This window comes from Lysinibacillus sphaericus (assembly GCF_006864135.1).
GTDB lineage: Bacteria > Bacillota > Bacilli > Bacillales_A > Planococcaceae > Lysinibacillus.
Map to the genome: position 1 here is coordinate 188,841 of NZ_SADV01000007.1, position 23,549 is coordinate 212,389.

29 protein-coding genes and 1 tRNA gene are annotated in these 23,549 nt (G+C 31.0%); 22 read left to right on the top strand and 8 right to left on the bottom strand.

Features of this window, described 5'->3' with window-relative positions:
• The first annotated feature begins 305 nt into the window (after positions 1-305).
• On the top strand, positions 306-479 hold the full coding sequence (locus tag C7Y47_RS11235; protein WP_185903461.1) for a DUF2639 domain-containing protein: 174 nt from the start codon (positions 306-308) through the stop codon (positions 477-479).
• Between the two features lie 61 nt (positions 480-540).
• Positions 541-1,239 (top strand): YqjF family protein, encoded by a 699-nt coding sequence (locus C7Y47_RS11240; RefSeq protein WP_142508871.1) that lies wholly within the window; start codon positions 541-543, stop codon positions 1,237-1,239.
• Between the two features lie 2 nt (positions 1,240-1,241).
• Here C7Y47_RS11240 and C7Y47_RS25605 read toward each other — a convergent pair whose 3' ends face one another.
• On the bottom strand, positions 1,242-1,364 hold the full coding sequence (locus C7Y47_RS25605; protein WP_255505132.1) for a hypothetical protein: 123 nt from the start codon (positions 1,362-1,364) through the stop codon (positions 1,242-1,244).
• A 26-nt stretch (positions 1,365-1,390) separates the two neighbouring features.
• Positions 1,391-1,711, bottom strand: a complete 321-nt coding sequence (locus C7Y47_RS25610; RefSeq protein ID WP_255505133.1) for a hypothetical protein — start codon at positions 1,709-1,711, stop codon at positions 1,391-1,393.
• 894 nt (positions 1,712-2,605) lie between these two features.
• On the opposite strand from C7Y47_RS25610, the gene C7Y47_RS11255 reads away from it, so the two are divergent.
• The 5 genes from C7Y47_RS11255 (at position 2,606) to C7Y47_RS25615 (ending at position 6,427) form a co-directional block, all read left to right on the top strand.
• Positions 2,606-2,679, top strand: a tRNA-Arg gene (locus C7Y47_RS11255).
• Positions 2,680-2,843: 164 nt separating this feature from the next.
• On the top strand, positions 2,844-3,833 hold the full coding sequence (locus C7Y47_RS11260) for a tyrosine-type recombinase/integrase (protein WP_142508872.1): 990 nt from the start codon (positions 2,844-2,846) through the stop codon (positions 3,831-3,833).
• A 103-nt stretch (positions 3,834-3,936) separates the two neighbouring features.
• A complete protein-coding gene (locus tag C7Y47_RS11265) occupies positions 3,937-5,205 on the top strand; it encodes a hypothetical protein (RefSeq protein WP_142508873.1) in 1,269 nt (422 codons plus the stop codon).
• Between the two features lie 267 nt (positions 5,206-5,472).
• The gene (locus C7Y47_RS11270; protein ID WP_142508874.1) at positions 5,473-5,991 is read left to right on the top strand and encodes a hypothetical protein; all 519 of its coding nucleotides are present in this window, start codon (positions 5,473-5,475) and stop codon (positions 5,989-5,991) included.
• Between the two features lie 295 nt (positions 5,992-6,286).
• A complete protein-coding gene (locus tag C7Y47_RS25615) occupies positions 6,287-6,427 on the top strand; it encodes a hypothetical protein (RefSeq protein ID WP_255505138.1) in 141 nt (46 codons plus the stop codon).
• Between the two features lie 188 nt (positions 6,428-6,615).
• On the opposite strand, the gene C7Y47_RS11280 is transcribed toward C7Y47_RS25615, so the two are convergent.
• Positions 6,616-7,458 carry a hypothetical protein gene (locus C7Y47_RS11280; RefSeq protein WP_142508875.1) on the bottom strand — a complete coding sequence of 281 codons (843 nt, stop codon included), beginning with the start codon at positions 7,456-7,458 and terminating at the stop codon, positions 6,616-6,618.
• A gap of 303 nt (positions 7,459-7,761) precedes the next feature.
• On the opposite strand from C7Y47_RS11280, the gene C7Y47_RS11285 reads away from it, so the two are divergent.
• The 6 genes from C7Y47_RS11285 (at position 7,762) to C7Y47_RS11310 (ending at position 12,806) form a co-directional block, all read left to right on the top strand.
• The gene (locus tag C7Y47_RS11285; RefSeq protein WP_142508876.1) at positions 7,762-8,727 is read left to right on the top strand and encodes a hypothetical protein; all 966 of its coding nucleotides are present in this window, start codon (positions 7,762-7,764) and stop codon (positions 8,725-8,727) included.
• Positions 8,717-9,619 (top strand): SMODS domain-containing nucleotidyltransferase, encoded by a 903-nt coding sequence (locus tag C7Y47_RS11290; RefSeq protein ID WP_142508877.1) that lies wholly within the window; start codon positions 8,717-8,719, stop codon positions 9,617-9,619. The genes C7Y47_RS11285 and C7Y47_RS11290 overlap by 11 nt, the downstream gene beginning before the upstream one ends.
• On the top strand, positions 9,606-11,231 hold the full coding sequence (locus C7Y47_RS11295) for a ThiF family adenylyltransferase (RefSeq protein ID WP_142508878.1): 1,626 nt from the start codon (positions 9,606-9,608) through the stop codon (positions 11,229-11,231). The genes C7Y47_RS11290 and C7Y47_RS11295 overlap by 14 nt, the downstream gene beginning before the upstream one ends.
• On the top strand, positions 11,218-11,718 hold the full coding sequence (locus C7Y47_RS11300) for a Mov34/MPN/PAD-1 family protein (protein WP_142508879.1): 501 nt from the start codon (positions 11,218-11,220) through the stop codon (positions 11,716-11,718). Before C7Y47_RS11295 ends, C7Y47_RS11300 begins: the two co-directional genes overlap by 14 nt.
• 229 nt (positions 11,719-11,947) lie before the next feature.
• Positions 11,948-12,130, top strand: a complete 183-nt coding sequence (locus tag C7Y47_RS11305) for a hypothetical protein (RefSeq protein ID WP_142508880.1) — start codon at positions 11,948-11,950, stop codon at positions 12,128-12,130.
• A gap of 217 nt (positions 12,131-12,347) precedes the next feature.
• Positions 12,348-12,806, top strand: a complete 459-nt coding sequence (locus tag C7Y47_RS11310; RefSeq protein WP_185903462.1) for a helix-turn-helix domain-containing protein — start codon at positions 12,348-12,350, stop codon at positions 12,804-12,806.
• 1,148 nt (positions 12,807-13,954) lie between these two features.
• Here C7Y47_RS11310 and C7Y47_RS11315 read toward each other — a convergent pair.
• The gene (locus C7Y47_RS11315) at positions 13,955-14,437 is read right to left on the bottom strand and encodes a DUF4365 domain-containing protein (protein WP_142508882.1); all 483 of its coding nucleotides are present in this window, start codon (positions 14,435-14,437) and stop codon (positions 13,955-13,957) included.
• Between the two features lie 125 nt (positions 14,438-14,562).
• Here C7Y47_RS11315 and C7Y47_RS11320 point away from each other — a divergent pair, with 125 nt between their 5' ends.
• The 4 genes from C7Y47_RS11320 (at position 14,563) to C7Y47_RS11335 (ending at position 17,836) form a co-directional block, all read left to right on the top strand.
• Complete coding sequence (locus C7Y47_RS11320) at positions 14,563-15,174, top strand: hypothetical protein (protein WP_142508883.1); 612 nt, start codon at positions 14,563-14,565, stop codon at positions 15,172-15,174.
• Positions 15,175-15,301: 127 nt separating this feature from the next.
• A complete protein-coding gene (locus C7Y47_RS11325) occupies positions 15,302-16,138 on the top strand; it encodes a hypothetical protein (RefSeq protein WP_366151265.1) in 837 nt (278 codons plus the stop codon).
• 57 nt (positions 16,139-16,195) lie between these two features.
• On the top strand, positions 16,196-16,690 hold the full coding sequence (locus C7Y47_RS11330) for a hypothetical protein (RefSeq protein ID WP_142508884.1): 495 nt from the start codon (positions 16,196-16,198) through the stop codon (positions 16,688-16,690).
• A 918-nt stretch (positions 16,691-17,608) separates the two neighbouring features.
• On the top strand, positions 17,609-17,836 hold the full coding sequence (locus C7Y47_RS11335) for a hypothetical protein (protein ID WP_142508885.1): 228 nt from the start codon (positions 17,609-17,611) through the stop codon (positions 17,834-17,836).
• Between the two features lie 61 nt (positions 17,837-17,897).
• Here C7Y47_RS11335 and C7Y47_RS11340 read toward each other — a convergent pair whose 3' ends face one another.
• Complete coding sequence (locus C7Y47_RS11340) at positions 17,898-18,179, bottom strand: hypothetical protein (protein WP_142508886.1); 282 nt, start codon at positions 18,177-18,179, stop codon at positions 17,898-17,900.
• Between the two features lie 324 nt (positions 18,180-18,503).
• On the opposite strand from C7Y47_RS11340, the gene C7Y47_RS11345 reads away from it, so the two are divergent.
• From C7Y47_RS11345 to C7Y47_RS25620, 4 genes are all read left to right on the top strand, one after another.
• The gene (locus C7Y47_RS11345) at positions 18,504-18,998 is read left to right on the top strand and encodes a Holliday junction resolvase RecU (protein WP_185903463.1); all 495 of its coding nucleotides are present in this window, start codon (positions 18,504-18,506) and stop codon (positions 18,996-18,998) included.
• A 147-nt stretch (positions 18,999-19,145) separates the two neighbouring features.
• Positions 19,146-19,400 carry a DUF2442 domain-containing protein gene (locus C7Y47_RS11350; RefSeq protein ID WP_142508888.1) on the top strand — a complete coding sequence of 85 codons (255 nt, stop codon included), beginning with the start codon at positions 19,146-19,148 and terminating at the stop codon, positions 19,398-19,400.
• A 257-nt stretch (positions 19,401-19,657) separates the two neighbouring features.
• The gene (locus C7Y47_RS24915) at positions 19,658-19,831 is read left to right on the top strand and encodes a hypothetical protein (RefSeq protein ID WP_185903464.1); all 174 of its coding nucleotides are present in this window, start codon (positions 19,658-19,660) and stop codon (positions 19,829-19,831) included.
• 449 nt (positions 19,832-20,280) lie between these two features.
• Positions 20,281-20,637: a hypothetical protein gene (locus tag C7Y47_RS25620; protein ID WP_255505134.1), complete on the top strand. Its 357-nt coding sequence runs from the start codon at positions 20,281-20,283 to the stop codon at positions 20,635-20,637.
• Positions 20,638-20,742: 105 nt separating this feature from the next.
• Here C7Y47_RS25620 and C7Y47_RS11360 read toward each other — a convergent pair whose 3' ends face one another.
• The gene (locus tag C7Y47_RS11360; protein ID WP_142508889.1) at positions 20,743-21,069 is read right to left on the bottom strand and encodes a hypothetical protein; all 327 of its coding nucleotides are present in this window, start codon (positions 21,067-21,069) and stop codon (positions 20,743-20,745) included.
• A 317-nt stretch (positions 21,070-21,386) separates the two neighbouring features.
• On the opposite strand from C7Y47_RS11360, the gene C7Y47_RS11365 reads away from it, so the two are divergent.
• Entirely contained in the window at positions 21,387-22,478 is a 1,092-nt protein-coding gene (locus C7Y47_RS11365) for an S-layer homology domain-containing protein (protein ID WP_142508890.1), read from the top strand.
• A 198-nt stretch (positions 22,479-22,676) separates the two neighbouring features.
• Here C7Y47_RS11365 and C7Y47_RS11370 read toward each other — a convergent pair whose 3' ends face one another.
• Together C7Y47_RS11370 and C7Y47_RS25625 are read right to left on the bottom strand one after the other, a co-directional pair.
• Positions 22,677-22,901: a DUF2188 domain-containing protein gene (locus C7Y47_RS11370; RefSeq protein WP_142508891.1), complete on the bottom strand. Its 225-nt coding sequence runs from the start codon at positions 22,899-22,901 to the stop codon at positions 22,677-22,679.
• 139 nt (positions 22,902-23,040) lie between these two features.
• A complete protein-coding gene (locus C7Y47_RS25625; protein WP_255505135.1) occupies positions 23,041-23,169 on the bottom strand; it encodes a hypothetical protein in 129 nt (42 codons plus the stop codon).
• Positions 23,170-23,549 lie beyond the last annotated feature (380 nt).

Below are 23,549 nucleotides of genomic sequence, written 5' to 3' on the forward strand. Positions count from 1 at the left end.
TTGGTCGAAGGCGTTATCACAGGACGTGATCGTTTTAGCCTTCGTTCCCGTATATACTCGCTGATGGTCTTATCTGTGACGCTAATCCCCAAGGAGCCGGGTAGTCTCCATTCCAATCAACCAATCACAAAGTATGGTATCTTATGTATGAAAGCGAGTGGCCTGGAACGTGATCCTCATTTAAAGAACAACAACATTTACCAACAGTTTGAAAACGAAGGATAAATTCTTCGTTTTTTATTTTGAAAAAATGTCACTACACAAATTCCTGAGCATACGCTATGTTATGAATAGTAGTGAAGGGAATGTGTATAGTGCATAAGTATTCAAAAGGTTGGTTTGTGAAACAACTTCGAGATCATGGTATTTTGGTGCATCCACAATATAAAAGTCATTTAGGCAGTTATAAAGAATCCGAACTACGCAGTTTATACTACAGATATGTTGCAATAGAAACATTAGATTCAGAACAAAAATAATCATTTTCGTTTGAATAACTCCTTTGTAGGAAAGAATTTAACTACAGAAAGGAGTTATTTTATGTGGAGTAAACCGTGGATTTTAATGCAAATATGGCAAGATGTGTTGTTTCTACATTGGCCAGTATCACCTAAGGATTTAGAGCAGTGTATTCCGCAAGAGTTGCAACTGGATCTCTATGAAAATAACGCTTGGCTTAGTGTTGTCCTTTTTCAAGTAAAAGGACAACGACTAAGATTTCTACCACCATTCCCAGGAGTAGGTTCCCATTTGCAGCTTAATGTCCGGACTTATGTTACATATAAAGGCATGAAAGGAGTCTATTTCTTTAATTCAGATGTTACGAATCGTTTTATTGTTCAAATAGCTACAAAGGGCAGTTTATCATATCGTCATTCAAAAATAGCTTTACAACAAAAAGAGAATAATTTTTCTTTTACAAGTTTATATCATGGTGCACAGGATGAAAGGTTGAAAATTTCGTATCAACCGATTGCCGGTGAAATAAGTAGTTCTACCTTTGAAGAATGGTTAGTGGAACGTTATCATTCTTGGTCAAAATGTAAGAGTTCTCTAGTTCGCATAGATATAAATCATATGCCATGGCAGTTGCAACGAGTTCATTTTAACATTGAAAGCAACACATTAGCTCCATTTGTAAAGGAATCTATACAAGGCATTCAACCGATTGCTCATTATTCGAAAAGTAAACAGGCTAAAATTTTTCCACCCATTTTGGAAAACAAAAAGATTTATTAATGTTAATAAAAGAGATAATAAAATTGCATTACAATGGCGCTTGCAATCATAACCGACATAGCAAGTGCCTCAGCTTCAATGTCATCAAAAACTTGAATATCCACTTGATAGTTTTTCTGAATCATAGTTACGGCTTCTTTTTTTGTTAAAGCTAATGTGTGTAGAACATTTTTTGTACTTCCTCAATACTCAAGTATGGATTAATTCGATTCAAAAATATTGCAATGTCGTCTGCATTACGATACCATTCCTTTTCCTTTGCATCCGCTGTTGCAGTATCTCCTTTGGCAGCTGCAGTTACTAACTGCGCAGCAATTAGAAGATGTTCTTTAATCAGTTCAGCATAACGATCGGCAATTTGGTCGCCGTAAAATGGACGTAGACAATTGCCTAAGTCCGTCGCATTTTGTAACAGCCGTTCTTGCACAAAGGGCAAATCAGATAAGCCAAACACAATACTTATAATCGTCATCCTCGTCCAATTGACATGCTCCATCCATAAAATCCGATTCAGCCTTACTGATACAGCGACGATAAAAGTTCAACGGCTGTAAAATGGCGAATAGGTGCAGTATACTGTGTGTAAGAGGCATTATAGAGCTTGCTTAAGGGACTTACATATTTTCCGTTTGAATATGGGTACAATGTATTTCCACTCCTTCTAATTTTCTTCCTAATATAAAATACTCCAAGGTATTTCTGTATATGAAAAGAACAATTTTGTGAAAGGAGTAAATATGGCTTTTCTTCATACATCATTTTTTTAGTCAGCCCTCCATCCACTGTTAGATAAATGTCTGTAACGAAATTATTTCTTGGGCTGATTAATTATGCCTTAGCAAAATTCCATGACATCTGCTGAAAAGAAGTTGAATTTGTTTGAATCATATCATTCCATTCATCCAATGATATGTCTTAAAAAGATTTATGTTGAAATTTCCCTGCATTATTAATTAAAATATGGATAGTAGCAAAAATGATCAACCACTTTTTGTATTAAAGAAACGATGCCCTGTTTTTTCGTAACAACTGTTTGAATAAGAAGAACAGAATAATCTAGCAAAAGTAAATCTTTTCCTACGAAGCACTAATTCTTTATTTACATCAGCAATAACAATATAGGCACTATTTCGTACATACGTAAGTACAATGCCTTTACCTATTCCTTGCGCACCGCGAGTTTTATGGCTTTTCATTATTTTAGCAAAAGTAGAGATGAGGAGGGCATAATGGGGTTTAGGAAATCATATAATATTAATATTGAGGCAAACCTTGCCTTCATAGTTAAATTAATGTTGACATTATGATAAAAAGAACATATAATAAATATTGTCCTTGATATGGACTACATATAAAATAACATTATGTCTCAGTAGCTCAGCAGGATAGAGCAACGGCCTTCTAAGCCGTCGGTCGGGGGTTCGAATCCCTCCTGGGACGTCTAAAAAGCAGGTCTCAGGCCTTTAGGGATAAGGGTTTGAGAGAAATTAGGGATACGGTCAGGGCTTCGGTCTGGATGACTTTATCCCTTTTTTGTGCCCTTGTGATTTTATTACGAGACCAGAATCATCTTCCAATCAATTTTTGAATGGAGGATTTTTTTTATGACTAAAAAGTCGGGACTATTTGAAGTGGATGTTGATTTAAACCTTTTAAAGTTTGAGAATGAGGCAACTGTTAAGCATGTGAAAAATAATTCAAAAATGATAAAAGATGCGATTCAAATTGTGAAAAGACAAATGATTTCCAGTGGTCTTCGACCTCGAACAATAAAAGACTATGAAACAATTGTGAATCACTTAAAAGATGCACAGACTATTACGTTTTTAAATGAAATAACATTAGATACAATTTACACTTGGCTTGAAAACATGCAAGTATCAAAACAAACAAAATTAACGAGATTAAAAGCGCTTAAGTCATTCCTAAGTAAATGTTATATAAATGATTGGTATGAGTCAAAATTTTGGCAAGATGTGAACATCAAAGTAGATAAAAAAGTTAAAGCTGGAGCAAATGAAAAAGATGTACAATTATTGATTTCCCTTTTAGATTTAAATACTTTTATAGGTCTAAGAGATGCTGTTGCAATATTGACAATGTATAAAACTGGAATTAGAATAAATACTTTAGGGAAACTTGAAGAAAAACATATCGATTTTGATGAAAAAACGTTGGTTTTAGAAGGGGAAATTTTAAAAAATCATAAGTTATTGAAACTACCGATTGATAATCAACTAATTCAGTTGTATCAAGTGTTAATTCAACAAAATAATAAGGTTCGACGACATTATAATCAAAACAATGGGAATATTTTTATTTCTTATATAGGAACTCCTTTAGATACAAAGTCCACTAATAATGCAATTTCCAAACAATTAACAAAGTATAGCAAACAATTTGGTTTGAAAAACATTAATCCACATGCACTTAGAAGAGCATTTGCTAAAAACTTACTTACTAAAGGAGCAAATATTGCATTAATATCTAAAGCATTAGGACATTCTAACTTGGAGGTCACAACTCAGTATTTAGACTTAGATGTTGACGAAGTATCAAATAGCTTAAGAGAATATTTGATTGAAAGAAATTAATTATTTGTTATAGCCATTCACTAAAGTAAGGATTCGAAAGTTATAAAATTCCTTCTTTCTTGATGGACATGAAAAGCAAACGGATGTTTTTAGGAGGGATAGAATGAAATTCATAGAGTCTATACTATCTAATAAGTTAGAATATTATTCGAAATTTTATTCAGATATAAAATTTATTGTGTTTACATTTAGTATAGTGACTATATTAAGTTTTTTGTTAGTTTATAATTTTTTATATGGATATTATTTCGGTGGAGATATCAGCAGCTCTATTTCTAATTTTAATATAATATCCAATTTTATCCCTTTTGATTTTCGGACAATATCTATGACTTCATTTTATTTTATTTGTATTTTTTATGTTATATTTGGATTTATTTCTTTATGGAAACATGACAAAAAAGATAAAAAGAAAATGTTAGCTTTACTTATAAGTGTTGCAATACTTATAACAATAATGTTAGCTGTTTTTTTTTCGAGTGAATTAACGTTGACAAGTATATTTAGTTTCTTTCTTATTTGGTTGTTTTTTGGTCTTATGGTATGGGTCTTTTTTATATTTATTAAAATTATTTCTAACCCTATTATCGTAATTAAAAGTAGTTTTCTAACATTTTTTATATGGCTTATTATCTCGATTCTTTTGTCAGATGTAATATTAGAAAAAATATTATTAAAGCAAATACTCTTTCTAATATTACTATTATTGTGGCCTCTGATTACTACTTTATTAATTTTCATTAAAGATAAGAATTTGATAATTTTTTTTAGTAGTTTACCATTTTCATTTATAGTAGCTTTGCTAAGTATCTATTTATTAACCTTTATAAATATTAAACTAAATGTTTATTGGCTAATTGTGTTTATTTTGATAATCAATATACCGACATACTATGTGGTTAAATTTATTAAAACGAAATCTAAAAATAGAGCATTATATAAGAGAGCGAGTAATGAAACGGATAAAAGCAAAGATATAGGACAAGATGATTTTTTAGATTTAGAAAAAGTATTTAAAAACGAAAAAGGGATTTTATATAATATACTTTTAATTTTGTATAAAGTGATAGTTGAAAAGAAGGAAAAGGGTATAAAGATGTTTGTGGGGATGATACTTTTACTGATATTTGTTATAACACCGCAAGTTTCCATTTTCTGTGGTAAAGGTATAAGGACTATAAATATGACAGAAGGTGCTTCGTTAGAAATATTATATGTTAATCAAGATAGTGTAGAGGATGGCATTATTGCAAATTACTATATTGAGAGCAATTCAGTATTATATATATCTAACGAACAATGGCAACTGGAAGTAATAAAGCCTGTAAATTACCATATAAGACCTATTTCAACAGAAACAAACCCTAAATAATGAAATTACCGAATATGTTAATCAGAGAATAAATGAACGTTTCTTAACTGATAAATTGATAATGAGTAAGGAAAACATCGCAAACTATATTGTTATTGAAAATTACTAATTAAAACTGTTTTGCAAAGATATCTTAAATTTGTTAATATAGAAACAATATTGAGAGGCAGGAAATCCGTTATCGGGTTTCTTGCCTTTCGTCGTTTTTACGAAATTTAAAGACTTTAGTCGATTCGAAAAAACAAATTGCCTATAGGAGATGGTTTGGTGTCAGGATACCCATTTAGGGATTTATTAATTCAAAAACATTTAAAAAAGAAGATAAAATTAGATTTTCAGTTTAGGAATGTAATAATTGAAAAATACTATAAAGAAGGTACAAAAGATAAAGCGATTTTTATTTTTACTGCAAATGAAGTATTTCTAAGTGAATATCAAAGTTGGAGATATTTAGATAATTTTAGGGGAGAGTTTAGTATGCCGTTCCCACAAGAGATAAGAGGTCTAAATAAATTCTTTGAAGAAAAAATATTGCATTATGAAGTAGATGTTTTAGGAGAAGGAAGAACGCTTATAATAGAAAATAATTACGAATTTACATTAGTCGCAAAATACTTAAAATATAAAGGAAAAGTAACATCGGAAGATTTAAATACATTACAAATAACAAGTTTAAGAGATATCAAATCAAAATATAAAGGTTTATTGTATTTGGCTTGTTATGATAACGAACAAAAAGAAATTTTAATTGTTCTTAAAACAACTTTAGAGTTTGAGAGAGGATAAATATTAACACACCACCTTACTTTGTAAAATTAAAGATGAGTCGTGGTATTACCATTGGGATAAGGCGATGAAACAATGTGGAATAAAATTAAATCCACATAAAACACGACATTGGTTTGTTACTTCAAGATTGCGTGAAATCTATAATACTTCAAAAGCAGAAGCAGAACTCAAATAAAAAAAGAATGAGCTAATTAAATATATCAATTGGAAAGATGAAGAAACCATTAAGGTTTATGAGCATTACTTTGACGAAGAAAGCCATCGTAAAGCCCACGATAGCATGTTGGAGAATATGGCTGATAGAGAAAAGATGTACTTGGAACAAAACCCTCCTCTCGATATTGATACAGATTTCCGTAAATTGAAGCCAAATAGAAGTTTTGCAAATGCACAAAGAAAATACATGAAATTATCGAAAAAAGAATTAGTGTAGAGACTAATTCTTGCGGAACAATATATTGCGGAAAACAATTCAAAATGGGTAGCAAATTACTTTGAAATGTATAAATAGTTGGTGCTTAACGATTAAACAATCTGAGTAATAGTAGTTTTAAAAATAAAGGCACGAAGTGTTATCAAATCAAGAGTTCGTGCCTTTGTGTTCTTTGAATTAAAAATAAATTAATCTAATATTTTTAAATGTGCATCTAATTCTACATATACTCCTTCATGAAGATAACTATTATTTACTTGAGCGATGTCTTCTAATGAACCAATTTCAATTGGCTTTAATAAAGTTTGTTTAATTTTCTCATTATCTGTATTTATTATTATTCTTGCTTCGCTCTGATTTTCAAATCGTTTATGCTTAATTGTTAGTTGAAACGGTGGTTTATTCGCGAAATCCCACCACCCACTTTCTCCGTATTGATTGAAATCATAATATAAAACTCTCTCGATGATAATCTCTTCTCTTTTTACTCCCATTGCTATAAGTGCATTAATAATTCGTTGTTCAAATTTTTTATAATCATTAATAAAAACAACAGCAGGTTTATTTTCATCCTTTTCTTTTGCTATTTCCTGAGGTTCCATATTATCAACAAAATCCCTAAAATATGATGCTGGAACCGTTGTTGTTAATTTATGTTTACCTTCTTCCTTTGGACATTCAAACATACTTTGCTTCAAAATATAAAAGCAAAAACATGGAAGCTTCATATCCTTCTCTTTCTTTAAATAAACTCGATTTCCAATAGCTATACGAACTAAGTCAGGATATTTTTTGTATTTTTGATTTAATTCAATTAAACGTTCGACGTCAAATACATTGCAAGTTGCTAATGTACCTTCTAATTTATCACCGCGACCATCGCCTTTTTCGAACGCATATTTAACCCAAGATTCTGGTGTACCGAATTTGATTTCCCCTTTTTTCAAGAAATTTTCTGCATACTTTTTGGTAGTACAGCGAAATACTAATGAAAAATCTTCAGGGTTTGCCCATCCACTATTTTCTCTCATTCTTTAAATCCCCCTTAGAAATAGTTATTATATATTTTTACATAAAATTGAAATATTTCATATATATTTATGGGTACAAAAAAGAATAGATATAAGCAGGTATCCCACTTATATCTATTCTTTCTTTTTTATACATATATAATGTTTGACATTTTAATAAAACCTTTAATTATAATGTCCTTTACTTATTTTCTTGACTTTTAATAAAAATATTATAAGTGGTGTTTTTTTTATTAGATGGTATAATTTTATGTAAAATTACAACAATTAACAGTATATTATTAGTTTTAGTTTGAATTGGGAGTGGTAACAATTAAAAAATTTAATGAGTATGCTACATCATTTGCACCAATTATTTTAATTTTATTATTGATAATCAATTTAATTTATTTGGTTAACATTGGGTCTAACTTTCACAAAGAATCAAAGGCTACCGAGAAAGAACTTACATCATTATCTACGCAGTTAAAAGAATTTGAAGAAGTTTTAAAAGATGAAAAAAAAACTGTTTTATTAAAGCAAGATGAAGAAATGGTTGAGTTTTTAAAGTCAGAATACGAAAACTTTCAAAGTTTTGCAAACAGTGATAGAGAGAGTTTTTTTAATCTAATTAATCTGTTTTTCGTGGCTTTGGGAGTTTTAGTAACAGGAGGTACTATAGTTTTATATTGGTTATTTGGGCAGTCTCGTGAAGAAGTTAAGAAAAATGCTGAAAAGGTTATTGAAGTGTCGGCAGAACAGGTAGTAAATGAAGCAAAGCAAAAATTTGATGAAATTTTAAGTCCTACAGTTACAGAATATGATGAGAAATACAAAGAGTTAGAACGTCTGTTGAATAGTGGATATAAACTTAAAAATAGTAATTTTATTTTAGTTTGCTCTGAAGAAGAAACAACTAATGTTGAGTCTAACTTAGTTAGAAGGGTAAGAGCGATTAGTAATACGCAATTACATAAGTTTAACGAGTTTGAGGATACAAAAGTAAAACTAAGTAACAATGAAATTGATATGCTTATTTACGTCTATAAAAAAATATATGAAACTGAAAATGAAACGTTTAAAAAATATATTCAGTTTTTAATTGATATTGACTCTAAAATTCCAATAATTATTTATATCGATAATGGAAGAGTTGATGGAGAAGATGGTGAACTACTTAATCTTTACCCATATTCATCTTTAGCAAATATACCTACCACTTTAACGACAAATATAATTGCAATGGTCAATTTACTATCATATGAAGGAGGAAATGAAAATGACTGCTAATGAGTATTTAGAACAATTATTAGAAGAGTACAAAATATTGGATGAAGAAAAAGAAAATATTAAGGCTAAAAGGGATGAAATAGAAGAGAAACTAAGAAGCCATTTCTCAGATAAAATTTCCACTGTGAAATATTCAGGTTCTATTTCAAAAAAGACGGCTATTAGTGCAAGTAAAGATATAGATATAGCGTTACATTTTAAAAAAGGGTCTTTCACTACGTTAAAAGAAATGTATGATGAAGTTTATGATTTATTAAACGAACATTATATAGGAGTACAGAAACAAAATGTATCAATAGGATTACCTTTAGATAATGTGGACGTAGTTCCAGGTAGACGCATTGAAGAAGGTAGTAACAACGATGTAAATCTTTACAGAAAAGATACAGAGAGCTCTATTAAAACAAATCTTGAAACACACAAAGACCATATAAAAAATAGTAACTGTCGTAAAATAATACGATTGTTAAAGATATGGAAATATAAGCATTCAATAAAATTCAAATCATTTGCTTTAGAACTTTTAGTAATAAAAGCTTTAGATGGATTTGAGGGAACATCTCTTAGTGCAAAAACTAAAAAAGTTTTAGAATATATTGAGGAGAACGTTGAAACTGTTAGATTAATTGACCCTGCGAATAGTAACAATATTGTTTCGGATGTAATTGATTCTTTTAGAAAAAGTATGATTAAAAGTACAGCATCTAATAGTTTAGACCATTTAAAGAAGATTGCTGAAGGAACTGAAACAGAATTATCTGCATGGAAAAAAGTATTCAATGATTATTCGAGTACAACTGATTCTACTAATAGCTATAGCCTAAATACAGTTTCAGCGAGAGCTACATCAGACTGGGGTGAACAACCTGAACGAAGACATGGTGAAGATTGAACATTGGTATGAAAAGTATCCAGATTTATTAAAAAGAGAAAGAGAGCTTTTAAGTAATTATGGATTTACATTTAAAATTAATAACAATGTTGTCGAATTTATTGGAAATTCTCGAATAATGAAGGATTACCCGATTAGGCTGATTTATCCTAATGGCTATCCTTCATTTCCACCTACTGTTAAATGTGATGTTGGAGACGATTTAATATTAGTTAGACACCACAATAAAATTACCAAAAGCCTATGCTTATTTGGATTTTCAAGCGAAAGATGGAAAGCCAATTTATCAGCTTTAGATATTTTAAATGAAATAGAGGAATTAATTTATAGATTTAGCCCCTTAAATTATAATGCAGAGCAAAATAAAGATGATATTGTTCCAGAACCATTGGTAAATCAGTTCGACTACAAATTAGGGGGGATTTTAATTCCTCCACCTTTTGGAAACTGGGCTTTAGATGAATTTAAGGATGTTTCAAATTGTGAAATCTTATATGACCCTAAGACTCGCAGAGGGATTATTTCTAAATTAAAATTAACAAGTGATATAACAAAACTTGATGATAGTTATAAGAATTTTTTTGATGGCTATCCAATAATGAAATCAACTGTAATTAAATTAAAAAAAGCACCACCTCTTATAAATGAAAATATCATTCAATGGCTAAAAGAAGAGAATATATCAATAAAAGAAAGTAAAAATCAGATATTATTCTTTATTTTCGAAGATGAATGGGGGAAAAAAGGAAATAAGAGAATAGGTTGGGTTGCATTAAAAATATTAGACGGTAGAGCAACATGGATAAAATGCTACTCGATTAATTTAGATGATATAAATGTAAGAAATCCTTTTGGTCAACAATTAAATAAAAAAGTTGTTACTCTTATTGGCTGTGGTTCATTAGGTTCTATAGTGGCGACTACTTTAGCACAAGAGGGTATAACTACTTTAAATCTGATTGATTACGATATTTTAGAGCCAGCCAATTCAATTAGGCATCAAGTAGGTCAAGGATGGTTTGGTTTTTCGAAGGTGGTTGCTTTAAAACATAGAATTTTGAATCTTATTCCTATGGCTAAAGTAAATGATTATGGTTTTTCAGTAGGTGCTGGCACATCTGAAGAAAATGTAAGGAAGCTTTTACAACTTATTGGTGATTCTGATTTAATTATTGATACATCGGCATCGCATAAAGTAACACATTATATTAATAGATTATGTGTAGAGGAAAAAAAGCCTCTAATAATAGGTTCCGTAACTAATGGAGCATGGAGTTGTGAAGTAGTACGTGTAATCCCTATGTTATCTGGGTGTTGGGGATGTTGGAATAAAACATATGGAGGAAAAATGCCTCCGAGTGCCCCTCCATCAGAGTTTCAGTTTGCTCCAGGATGTGACCAACCTACTTTTGTAGGAGGAATATCAAGTATAAACATTGCGGGTGGGTTAGTAGCGAAGGCAAGTATAGATACTTTATTAAACATTAATTCATCAGAGGACCATTATATAGAATGGAGCGAAAGAGATAAGATAGGCAATAGGGAATATAAAATTAAATATTTACCTAATCCTCTATTAAAGGATTGTGAAGTTTGTAATGGAAATTATTAAGGTGCTTTTCACTGAAAATGCTTTGAAGAGTATGAAAGAAATCATTCTGAAATTTGGTAAGCGAGCTGAGATTGGTGGATGTTTAGTCGGTTGTCAGATTAATGATGTATTATTAGTTACACATGCTTCAGAACCGGGGCCAAAAGCAAAAATGAGTAGATATGCTATTAATATAGATAATAAATATACAACTCGATTTTCTAATAGAATCAACCAATTATCCAACAACAAATTATATTATTTAGGAGACTGGCATACACATTTATCAACAGATTTAAGACCCAGTGTAACAGATTTAAGAGCTTTAAAGGTATTGAATAATTATGTACCTAAACAATTCAAGAATACTGTTATATCAGTAATAATGAATCATTTTGACAGTAATCAATTAAAGGCCTATAAATTTAGTATTCAAGATGATACAACACTAAATGAATTACAAATTGAAATTATTACTGACCCAGAATGGCTAAGTAAATTTATTTGATTTTCTATTGTAAAGGGCGGTGTTTCTTTTGCAAAGGAAATGTATTAAGCATTTAAATTATTTTAGATTGGTAAATTCAAAAATTGAACATGGTAGATGTACATGAGACGTTGGATATAGCAATGACTATATGCAGCGTCTTTTTATTTTTGTCTATAGTCAAAATGGAATTGTATTTCCATTTATTATAAGAGGGAAAAATGTTGGATGAACAAGAGGAGGATAAAGAATGACTGTATATCAGATGTTAAAAACCATCCACGTTGTTACGTATGAAGCACAGGTTAACTTTTTTGAGCAGGAAATTTATAAAGAGTCTGAGCTTGCTGATGCTTTTTTAGATGTGCAGCTTCTACTTAAAGCAGGGGTATGTAAGCTTGTTGTGATGGATGAAGAAATGAATAGGGAATGAACAGAAAAAATAGTTTATCATATGCATCCATGGTTTAAGTGAAAGGTTTTTATGTGTCATCTTACTTTTCCTTACTGATATTATCGAATAAATTTGCAAACCAAATCTATAATATAGCAAGTTTCTAATGACAAAGGCTTCTATTTTTTAGAAATCATTATTATTGGAAATTCTAATGCGATTGTGGATTAGATAAATGAAACAGGGGGAACTGTATATGAATGAAAATACTGCGACTATAAAAGGAAACCGAGAGATTTCAAGGACATTTTCTCAGCGTCTCAAGCACTATCGGCAAGTCCGAAATCTCACTTATAAGCAATTAGGCGAACTGGCAAAAATGGATGCAGGCTATATCAATAAACTTGAAAAGGGTATTAGACGTGCCCCTTCGTATCCAATTATCAAGAACCTCGCTCAAGCACTTGGCGTGCAGATAACAGATTTAGTTGATATCGACCTATTTGAGGGAGACCTACCAGCAAAGAGTATTCAAGAGATGTTGGTATATAACGAATATCTAATTAGAGGAAAAATGCCAACAATGGAGGCAAGAGAGAGTTTGTTAGCACTTATACAAACATTACTGGATAGTGAATGGAAAGGGCATAGCAAACATGTAGATACAATTAAAATAATCGGTAAAGTAGATGTTTTTCTTAAGGCACTAAATTAATACATTAACAAAAGTTAGATAAGAGAACTATGATTTTTTATTAGTTCTCTTTATTTATATTTAAAGGGTGGTTCCAAAATTTCCGTACTGACGATACATATAATATAGCATAAAGTTAAGTAGAACAAGACAATGGGGTTAACCAGTTCCTTATTTTAGTATTGACTTGGTTCACCTTCAAGTCAAATACCCCCGCAATGAACTTTCGTATGCCTTTGAGCAACCAGAAGATTAGTCTGAAGGGCGAAAAATAATTCTGGTATACAGAACAGCACATCAAGAATGAAATCTAAAAAAATATATTTTTCATCATGCTTTTTCCTTTTACTCGTTCGAATTTTCCTTCTTTGCCATCATTTTTTCATGAAATAGTTACTGACTTTTATTATATTTATTTCTTGAATATATGTATGATTAAGGGTGTATTTGGTGTCATGAATGATGTATGTGATTTTAATGATTGATGTGTAACAATATCTGAAAATCTACGAAATAGTTTCATAAAAGTTCATACTTTATCATATTTATTCCGTATTTTTTCGGGGGAAATACAGAAAAAGTATGAATAAGTTTGTACTTTTTTCACTTCATGAAGAAAATGGCATAGATTACACTATGGTTGTATTTTGCTATGTGCAGGGAAAGAGAATCATTTCTGTCATATCAATAAGAAATTTTTAAATTGTTGTTCAGAAATGTAGAGACAGGGGATTATGACCTTATGTTGATACCTAAGAAAGAAGCGTAGCCGATAATATATAAGATGTATGAAGAATATACGCCAGCGGAAATTAAAATAGAATTAGTGGATGAAGGTTTCCCTTCCATTTAATAATGAAAGGGGAAAATACTTTTGTTGTGCTTGTTCAATATGGGATTAAAGGAGTTCGTGACAATTCTGCCATAAGAATCAAAGGAAGAATTATTTCGTTTACTTTCAACAAGATTTGAAAGAATTTATTGCAATGTCTCTGCCTTGCTTTCAGTTTAATTAAAAGTTTGATAAAATTAAACAGCCGAGCTTTTGGGTTTGTGCATAGAAAAGATATTTTTTATGAGAACACACCCTTTTGCATATGAAACAACCACCTTCTTTATTAAAACAAAGAAGGTGGTTGTTTTTATAATTTAAATTTAATATCCAAAGACTAACATTTGATATACTTTTCTTTTAAAAAGTCTTTAATTGTTTCCTCGAATTTAAAGATTTCGAGAATGGAGTAGTTCTTTTTAGATATATTAATTCCCCACTCTGGTTTACTTGTTTGTCCTGGTTTATCATAATTTCTATCAACAAATACTTCATTGGGTACTTCCCATGCCTGTGTAGGGATAATAAAAACGTCTGGCATTTCCCCAACACTAAAAATCAATAGAGCCAGGTATAGGTTTTTATTAGTAATATCGAATTTACTTTTTTGCATAAACACATAGCCTGGGCCTCTAAGAGATTTGACCTGTATTTCACAGAAACGACCATTTTTATCTTTTATAATAAAATCAATACCCCTGTCATCCACCTCTGTTGTGTAAACTTCTAATCCATAGGAAGCGAATTCCATTTTTGCGAAATACTCTGCGTACTTTCCTACTTGTAAAGAATTGAGTTTTGTCCAATCAGTATTTGGCATCACTATTCCTCCATATAATTTATGAATTTTATGCAGACTTTCCTAATATTAAATATTAACATAGAATAAAATACAGAAGTTTGAAATTTCGATTAATATTCTTTTGTATAAAGAGGAAGGTATTTATGGATAAATATTATTTCAATCTCATGCAATTTTTCGAGGGGTATGTAAGGAATTATCGCAGAATGAACTTATCCCATTTACATAATGTTTCTATGTTTACAAAAAGGGAAATTGACTTTTTTGCTCAATTAGGAGAAATGCTTGGCTTCGATGCATTCATTGAAGATTCAAAGTTTGATAAATCAAAAGGGCGTTCCCGACCAATGGATTTATCTTGGTGGAAGTGGGATGCCCGATTTGATGATGAACATTTTTTATATCTTGCCTTACATTTGGAGAGGGAGAGTATCCCGAAAAAAGATGTTGAAACAATAGAAAAGCTATTTTCGCAAACAGAAGAAGGATATGTTCCACATAATGTTATAGGGATACAATACATTAAATCTGCTGAAAGGGTAGATTATCTAAATGAATTGATTCTGCGAAAGAATAAAATTCAAAAGTCGAATGTTTTAATGGTTTACCGTTATCACGATGATGAATTTGATTTACAAAGAGTTCGTGCGTATAGTTTCGCCCCCGAAGGATTAAATGAAGAGAGGAAAGCCATTTTCAAATATGACCAGTCAGGCTATTGTTATATGTGCTTTGATGAAGATTTTGCCCCGTAACAAAATAACAAAAAGAATCACGGATTCGATTAAGTTTTAAAGAAAAAATGAAAGTTTAGATAGTGCGGAGCAACAGTTCTTAAGAACAGTAACAAATAGGGTTTTGGAAGAAATAACGAGGGATGTGATGAAAATGTTTTCTCTTGAAGAATATATTTCAAAAAGAAAAAGGGAAGATAAAATAAATGAATATGATATTGATTCAAGAAATGAAAATTTGCGTATTTGTGTAAATTATGTTTTTGAATATTTTAATCAATATTTGAATATTGAGGAGATGGAACAAAAAACATTCTTAAATGAAGAACGGTTATTAAAATTTAGAAATCAATTGGAAAAGTATGAAGATGCTGTTCAAGAATGGCTTGTCGATATTTATGATGTTCATGAAAAGCAAATCCATCGTTCTATTATAAGTTATTTAAAAAATGAGGAACTTTTCCTTTTATATAACACTGAACATGAATTTAGGACTTGTTCATATGATTGTTATGCCAATCTTATAAAAAAGAACCCATTTTTAAAAGGTCAGACAGAGATGTTATTCAATTTTATAAAAGATTACCATCGAATTGAAAGTGAAAAAGAGGTAAATAATCCTTCGATATTTTTGACTGAGGATATAAATGAATGGTTGGAAAGAACTTGGAGTAAGCACAAAGTGAATATTTGGGCGTTTGCTTCTAATTATTTATCACGTTTTTCTGATGATGATTCTTTATGGCCAGTAAAACATAAAATTAAAACCAGTGAAAATTGGCAACCTTATTTTTATGATTATAAACAAAAAACAAATCTCTTTAATTTAAATACTCTGTACACCAAAATTTCAACGAAGTCTTTTATAAAAGGGAAGAAGCAGTTTCTTGAAGTAATTTTGATGTACATTTGGTTACATGATATATATGGAGACAATGAGAATTATTGGAGAGAATACTGTATCAAGGTGATTAATAATTTATAAAATTAATTTTCACCAGAGTCATAAATCTCCTATGGTTGATAGTCTGGTGGGAAATTTATGTTTTTTAAAAGAAGGGGCGATGGAAAATTGAACATGGTTATAGTATTTGAAGAACAGGTTGTTAAGAAAACAGAACAAAAATTGAAGCAGACTTTAGCAAAGTTAAAAGAAGATGTACATCTTCAACAGCGTTTTAGGGAAGTGACTGATTTATCATCAACATTGGAAAGATATAAAGTTATCATAGAAGATTTTCATATTAATAAAGAGGATAGAGATAAGCGGATAGCGGAAAGAAATGAACTTTTAGAGAAACATGATATAATATATTCTGAATTGATATTAGAAGGATTTGAAGATTCATGGATAACAACTATTGTTAAACATGAAATGGAGAATTTGAAAAAGGTTACTAAAGATGCAAGGGAAGAGGCATGCAAGGAACATTTTGGAAAAGCTGATATTGAAGATATTGATATAATGGACGACCGTTTTGACCTTGTATTACAACAAATGCAGCGAGCAAAAAATAAGTATATTAAGGGCAATTGAAAAATTTCAAGAAGCCTCTTTTTATGCTATTGAATTAATGGTGAATTATACGAGCGGATATTGGACACTCTATCCAGTTTCGCTCGTATATTTGTCGAAAAATAGAATTAGATATATTAGAAATGAGGAATTTCAGCCTAAGGTGAGTAAAATGAGAAATGCTAAAGCATTAATTTAACAACAATTTAGCATTTTTAAATTCAAATGATTTTGTTGGAAAATATTTATACGACAGTTCTTGTGGATATTTAGTCTTTGTACTGTTCAGTTCAAAAATCTGTAAGAAAATCCGCTTTAGCTTCATTTAATAGTCTAACGGCAAAGGATGTTCTATAATCTCCGTACTGAACGACACATTTCAAAGGGTGTTCTAAAATCTTCGTACTGAACGACACATTTCAAAGGGTGTTCTAAAATCTCCGTACTGAACAACACATTTCAAAGGGTGTTCCAAAATCTCCGTACTGAATGACACATTTCAAAGGGTGTTCCAGATTCTTCGTACTGAACATACACATAAAATCGTATGTAGTTAAACAGGAACAAAGCATGGGGTTACCAGTACCTTGTTTCAATAGGGGCATGAGGGTTTATTTGGTTTCATATATTGCTTGGTTACAATTAATGATGTGGATTCCAATAGTGTTTGTTACTTAACTTTATCTGAACATGTGTAAAAGAATTTCATAAATGTTCATACTTTCTCATATTTATTTCGAAATAGTTTGTAGTAAATACAGAAAAAATATGAAAAAGTTCATACTTATTTCGCTAAATGATGAAAATGGTATAGGTTATACTATGACCGTATTTTGCATTATAATCGATAACACATGTTAAGGTATCTATTATTATCAAGTTACATATATGAAGTTTGAGAATTGCTGTTTAAAGCATGGGGGAAGGGGTTAGGACATTATGTTGATTCCTAAAAGAGCAGGGCAGCCAGTGAATTATGAGATATATCAAGAGTATACACCAGCGGAAAATAAATTGGAGTTAGTGGATGGTGTTTTCCTACCATTTGATGATGAAAGGGCGAAAATGCTTTCTTTGTGTTTGTACAATCTGGGATTACAGGACTTCGTTAAAATATTGCCACAAGAATCGAAGGACGAATTGTTTCAGTTGCTTCAACAAGATTAGTATCGGAAACAGGCTCGACATGATAGATGAGGTTGTATTAGTCAAAATGAAGGCATTGGTATTAATCCAGTGCCTTCATCTTGTTTTTATATAGTTTAATAAATTCTTTACTGAATTCCCTCGTGTTCAATTGTGTTCTACCTACAGGTTCATAATCAATTTTAAAAGAAAATTCAGCATTCAATTTTTTTAGTTCCTCGTACATACTTTTCACAGGAGTTTCAATTTCATCGATTATTTTATAAATTTTCAGTCTTGGCAATGGATTCTTATCAGAAAATAGATAAATGCGATATAATCCATTGTTTGATTTAATATCTATTACTTCAAGTAAATTGTTCATTTCATAACCTCCAAACGAAACACTTTAGTATACATATTGTAGCATGTAGTGTTAGAGATTCTCCTATAATTAAGTGGGTTCAATTGCGTTTGTACCATAACTATATCTGAACATTTGCGAAAGAAGTACGAAATAATTTCATAACTGTTCTTAATTTATCGTACTTATACCATAACATTTCAGAGGAATTATGCAAAAAGTATGAAAAAGTTCATACTTTTTTAGTCCGAAATTTAATCGGCAATAGTAAAACTGAACAATCTTTATAAAATCTATGTTTATCCTCTATCATAATAAAAAATGAAAAAAGAGAGGAAGAAAAGCATGACCGTCACCATAAGTGAGAGTAAAAGAAAAGGAGGAAAGCGTTTAAACCCTGGGAAACAGTTCGAGAAGGACTTCTATGCCTCTGTTTCAGAGAAGGGGTACCTATTTGTCTATAGATTAAAAGATGACAATTTAGGCTTTGCAAACGTGAAAAATCCCTGTGATTTTATCTTATATAAAAAGCCAAACATCTACCTTTTAGAATTGAAGAGTCACAAAGGAAAATCCATTCCATTTGGAGCCATCCAATCCTATCAAATCGAATCATTGTACCGATTCAGCAACATAGATGGTGTAAAGGCTGGATTTGTATTCAACTTTAGAGATATGAATGAGACATATTTTGTAGAGGCTGTATCTGTGTATCATTTTTATCATGAAAGGAAACGGAAGAGTTTTTCATTGAACTGGGTAAAAGAAAATGGAAATGCTATTTCGCAGGAGCTTAAAAGGACAAGGTTTAAATACGATTTGGGCGAGCTACTTAAATAGTATAGGAGGAAGAGAGGGGGAAGAATCAATTGAAAATGGAATAAATCTTCGATTGAACACCTTTTCCTATTACCTTATAAATTTTGCAATTGCGTACGCTATACGGTTTGTTATGATTAAGTCAAGAATTTGCAGAGGGGGCAGGAAATGAGGATTACATCAGTCATCCCCACAAGAAATTTCAAATTACTATTGGTTTTCGACATGCAAGAATATCGCATAGTGGATATTCGAAAATTTTTAAAAGATGATAGTGGTTTATTGGCTGAGGTCAGAGACGATTTGGAGTTGTTTTTACAAGTTACCCTGGATGATATTGCTGGGACAGTGTGTTGGCCTAATGGAGTAGATTTTGAACCCGCTTTACTGTATCAAGAATGTATGGATGTCGATTTTCCCTAAGACAAAAAATATCCCCTTATATCGATTCAGGTGATATACTTAATACATCGATATTTAGGAGGTGTTCCGTTTGAAACGGGAATGTATAGCATGTTGTATTGATTTCAGGTTGGCAAATTTAAAAATTGAACATAGTAAATGTACGTAAGACGTTGAAGTATAGCGGTGACTATATTCAACGTCTTTTTATTTTTGCCTATAGTCAAAATGACAGATAGCTATCAGTATGTATGTAGATTTATCAGGAGGCTTAGGAGATGGAGAACAGTATTGATTTTACTTTTAATAAAGCTATGGTTGTTGATGAAAGGGATTCTGAATGGATACAACAAACACAATCTGTTGTGCAGCTTAGAGATTTCGGATTTGATGGAGAAGAGGCATTTTTAGCTAAAAGAGAAGAACTTTTCGATATTTTATTGGAAAGATGAGGGGGATTATTCAATGGATTTTTAAATTGAAGGGAGGTGAGATAATGTTAGCTTTAGCTGTTGTAAGTATTTGTACCATGATTTTAATTTTTATTATGGCCTTACTATCTATTTTTATAATTTATAAGAGTGGAACAAGTAAACGGAGGAATTTGAACGATGGTAATTTAAATATTCAATAACTAAGTGAAAAGAGTGATATTGTGGTACAAATTAACAGAAATAAGAAACATAAAACTAATAGAGTTAAATGTAGTGTACCGAATATGGGTTTTAGCGTCTCAAAGGATAATGAACGAATAATAGCAATGATAGAGGAACGAGAAAAAAGGCGAGTTCGATTTTGTCATTCATTATTTTTCTTGTACTGCAGTATCCTATTTTTTGTATTAATAATGGCGATTTTAGATTGAAAAAAGGCAATGAATTAATTCAATTGAAAATTACTTATGAATAAGAACTCAGAAGAAATTGAAATTTTCTTAGGAACTGGTGAAACATATAAAGACATGGAGTTAGATGAATTTCAAAAAGAAATAAAATTATTTTGGGAAAGAGCAGATATCTGTGGAAGGTGTGATAATACGATGAAAAAGGATGAAGGAAAGTTACAGGAAGAAATGAAAAAAAGAATAATGGAGGTAGACCCATTCGATGGCGATTTTCCGGACGGAATCTACGCTATACCACGCCCTCCTGGTGAACCAAAAGTAAAAGTACGTGCATTAGCGAATTATTGTAAAGAAAAGGGGGTAGAGCCTAAGGACTTAAGTCCAGAAGAGATGGAAAGATTTCTTGTTTACTAAAACGTGAATTAAGAGGGGATATTCGAAAATGTTAATATAGCATAGGATATCCCCGATATAGCAATTAAACAAGGATTCTTATCGTTTTTTATACAAGATGGCTATTTATTCTTCGTTAAATAAAGGTGTTAGTGTAAATTTTATCTCTCCGGATGCTACTCTATCAAGATGCCACCACCATTCTTCAAGTGGTTCTTTAGACAATTTAAAATCATAAATTTCTTCAATATGATTTGCTATTTTTTTTGCATTTTTAATTAAATTCAAATCGTAACTGTATAATTTGATTTTTTCATCGTTCGTAAATGTGTACAATTCCCTTTCGATTTGACTTCTCATATGTAAAAGATACGTACCTTCAAATGGGCTTACCTCAATGATGTCATCAATATCTCGTCCATACATCTCGATTTCTTTGTTAATATCAAACATCACAACACACATCCTTTATCAGTAATAATGTTTATAAATAGGGAAGTATTTAAAGTATTTAAGGTTTTGGAATGCATTACCTTTCTAAATCCCTTGTATTTAACTTTATTCTCACTTTTGACGATGAGTTTAAATACTCCTGCTGTTACTACTTGATGAAATCTAAGTATATTATTCGGAAAAATGTTAATTGAATAAATATCGACAATAGTTTAGTATAATATATGGTAATTTTGGTTGTATTTTAATTTATAGGTTTAGTCTTATATACTTACCAATATGTTATCATATTTTCTGTTTTATAGGAGGAAAGTTTTGTGAAAAAGTTAGTAACGTACATAACGGTGGTTTTAGTTTTATTCAGCAGTTTAACGTTTATGCAAAAAGCAAATGCTCAAACTACTACATTTTATGATGTTCCAAAAACACATGGAGCTTATAAAGAGATTACCTATTTAGCAGAACGTGGTGTAATCAAGGGATACCCTGATGGAACATTTAAACCAAGTGCAAACATCACTCGACTACAAGCAGTTCGTATGTTATTGCGTAGTAAAGGTATTACAGATTTTTCAAACGTTTCAAATCCTGGATTTGCAGATGTGAAACCTGGACAAGATGGCTATGAAGAAATTGCTAAAGCAGTTGAGTTAGGCATTATTAGTGGTAAAACAAATGCTCAAGGGCAAAAAGTGTTTGAACCTTCAGGGAACTTAACACGTGGTCAAATGGCAAAAATTCTTTCAATCGCTTATGAGTTTGAAGGATATGCTGATAAAGGCTTCTCAGATGTACCAGTTTCACATTGGGCATATGAATATGTTCAATTGTTAGCTAATAACAAAATTACATTTGGTTATAGCAATGGTAAATTTGGTGTAAATGACTTTATTACACGTAGTCAATTCTCTCTTATGATGGCTCGTACACTGGATGAAACATTCCGTGTAGAACCTGAAGCTCCAAAACCAACAAAACCACCTACAGGTACAACATACCCTGATGGATGGACTGCACCAGTATTAAGCTCTAAATGGAGTTCTGATTCAGCGAAAAACTTTGAAACTCTACAAAATGAGTTAGGTTTTACTAACGGTGGTCACTTCTATGGTATTGAAGGTGCTTCACGTGCTATCGTTGTAAATGGTGGAGACAGTCAAAATGAGGTAACATTCTCATTCTATATGTGGGATGGAGATGCTAATGGTCAAATGCCACAAGCATATCGTGTTCCTATTGTAGCAAAAGAGTTATTTAAACTTTACTTTGAAGGCGATGCTGATAAAGTGTGGAATTACTTTAATAAAAATGACATTCCAGAAACATTCACTGCAAATGGTCGCACTGTTAAAGCCACATATATTGAGATAGAGGGCAACTTATATCTTCAAGTTGGTAAAAAGAAATAATTAAAAAAGCTAAGAGGCAAAAGAACAAGGGATAGAAGTGCAAAGAAGGTTAAAGGGGCTTAAAGGAATTATAAAATAATGGATTTTCTGATTAATTCTTTATAATATACAAAATTATAGTATTTAGATAAGAGACAGGATATATTAGCTTATTCCTGTCTCTATAGGTAATCATATTAATATAGTCGTAAAGTAATACTATCCTCTTGGTGGATAAGGGTCGTTTCCGTAACTATTTTTTTCACGGATTCGTCCTTGTTTATTGTGTATAAGCAATTCAGAATTTTGGTTTATGGCGATATCTCGACCATATTGAATAGCTTCATGTTGTGTATTGAATATTTTAGTAGCTTTCGAATTGCCTGCTCCTTTAACCTGAAAACCGCCATTTGGATGCGGTGTAATATGTTGATTTTTCCCCATTACATTATCTCCTTGTCATTTAAAATTGTGGGAGGGGAACGTATTATCCTCTGTCTATTTACTACATTTTGTATTATTATTTACTTAGATATTTTTAACGCATGCTCTTAGTTGTTCTGCAAAACAAATAAGGGCTTTTTTATTTTAATTTTCTTTTTAGTTCACGTTCGAGTTTCTGAACTTCTCTTTTTACCTGCTTGTCCATCTCTCTATTTATTTTTCTTATGGCACTATTTAACTGTGATTTATTTACCTTTATCTTAACCATGTACTTCACCTCCTGTTTATTTGGATTGAAATTATAATTCCCCCACAATTTAGTATTATAGCAGTTAAGATTCTTTGTATCAATATATAGTGTTAAATAAAATTTATACAACTATATGTTGTGTTTTGTGTTTAGTCTTTAATGGCCATAATTTTTCATTTATATTTCAAATTATCGTGTAAAAAATGGGGGTAGAACGAAAATGTAAATAAAATTTAAGTATTTTAATGATAAGAATGGAAAATTATTATTCATCCTGGCATGTTTATATAGCTGAAGACAGGAGTCCGATTAAGCCACAAGAAGAAAGGTTATTTATTCCAATAGAGTTTGTTTTATAAATGTATTGTGATAATGCATGAAAACTCCCATAGTTATTA

Coding starts and splice junctions, on each gene's coding strand:
- C7Y47_RS11235 (WP_185903461.1), top strand. CDS start 306: ATGTGTATAGTGCATAAGTATTCAAAAGGTTGGTTTGTGAAACAACTT.
- C7Y47_RS11240 (WP_142508871.1), top strand. CDS start 541: ATGTGGAGTAAACCGTGGATTTTAATGCAAATATGGCAAGATGTGTTG.
- C7Y47_RS25605 (WP_255505132.1), bottom strand. CDS start 1,364: ATGATTCAGAAAAACTATCAAGTGGATATTCAAGTTTTTGATGACATT.
- C7Y47_RS25610 (WP_255505133.1), bottom strand. CDS start 1,711: ATGACGATTATAAGTATTGTGTTTGGCTTATCTGATTTGCCCTTTGTG.
- C7Y47_RS11260 (WP_142508872.1), top strand. CDS start 2,844: ATGACTAAAAAGTCGGGACTATTTGAAGTGGATGTTGATTTAAACCTT.
- C7Y47_RS11265 (WP_142508873.1), top strand. CDS start 3,937: ATGAAATTCATAGAGTCTATACTATCTAATAAGTTAGAATATTATTCG.
- C7Y47_RS25615 (WP_255505138.1), top strand. CDS start 6,287: ATGGCTGATAGAGAAAAGATGTACTTGGAACAAAACCCTCCTCTCGAT.
- C7Y47_RS11280 (WP_142508875.1), bottom strand. CDS start 7,458: ATGAGAGAAAATAGTGGATGGGCAAACCCTGAAGATTTTTCATTAGTA.
- C7Y47_RS11290 (WP_142508877.1), top strand. CDS start 8,717: ATGACTGCTAATGAGTATTTAGAACAATTATTAGAAGAGTACAAAATA.
- C7Y47_RS11295 (WP_142508878.1), top strand. CDS start 9,606: ATGGTGAAGATTGAACATTGGTATGAAAAGTATCCAGATTTATTAAAA.
- C7Y47_RS11300 (WP_142508879.1), top strand. CDS start 11,218: ATGGAAATTATTAAGGTGCTTTTCACTGAAAATGCTTTGAAGAGTATG.
- C7Y47_RS11305 (WP_142508880.1), top strand. CDS start 11,948: ATGACTGTATATCAGATGTTAAAAACCATCCACGTTGTTACGTATGAA.
- C7Y47_RS11310 (WP_185903462.1), top strand. CDS start 12,348: ATGAATGAAAATACTGCGACTATAAAAGGAAACCGAGAGATTTCAAGG.
- C7Y47_RS11315 (WP_142508882.1), bottom strand. CDS start 14,437: ATGCCAAATACTGATTGGACAAAACTCAATTCTTTACAAGTAGGAAAG.
- C7Y47_RS11320 (WP_142508883.1), top strand. CDS start 14,563: ATGGATAAATATTATTTCAATCTCATGCAATTTTTCGAGGGGTATGTA.
- C7Y47_RS11325 (WP_366151265.1), top strand. CDS start 15,302: ATGAAAATGTTTTCTCTTGAAGAATATATTTCAAAAAGAAAAAGGGAA.
- C7Y47_RS11330 (WP_142508884.1), top strand. CDS start 16,196: ATGTTTTTTAAAAGAAGGGGCGATGGAAAATTGAACATGGTTATAGTA.
- C7Y47_RS11335 (WP_142508885.1), top strand. CDS start 17,609: ATGTTGATTCCTAAAAGAGCAGGGCAGCCAGTGAATTATGAGATATAT.
- C7Y47_RS11340 (WP_142508886.1), bottom strand. CDS start 18,179: ATGAACAATTTACTTGAAGTAATAGATATTAAATCAAACAATGGATTA.
- C7Y47_RS11345 (WP_185903463.1), top strand. CDS start 18,504: ATGACCGTCACCATAAGTGAGAGTAAAAGAAAAGGAGGAAAGCGTTTA.
- C7Y47_RS11350 (WP_142508888.1), top strand. CDS start 19,146: ATGAGGATTACATCAGTCATCCCCACAAGAAATTTCAAATTACTATTG.
- C7Y47_RS24915 (WP_185903464.1), top strand. CDS start 19,658: ATGGAGAACAGTATTGATTTTACTTTTAATAAAGCTATGGTTGTTGAT.
- C7Y47_RS25620 (WP_255505134.1), top strand. CDS start 20,281: ATGAATAAGAACTCAGAAGAAATTGAAATTTTCTTAGGAACTGGTGAA.
- C7Y47_RS11360 (WP_142508889.1), bottom strand. CDS start 21,069: ATGTTTGATATTAACAAAGAAATCGAGATGTATGGACGAGATATTGAT.
- C7Y47_RS11370 (WP_142508891.1), bottom strand. CDS start 22,901: ATGGGGAAAAATCAACATATTACACCGCATCCAAATGGCGGTTTTCAG.
- C7Y47_RS25625 (WP_255505135.1), bottom strand. CDS start 23,169: ATGGTTAAGATAAAGGTAAATAAATCACAGTTAAATAGTGCCATAAGA.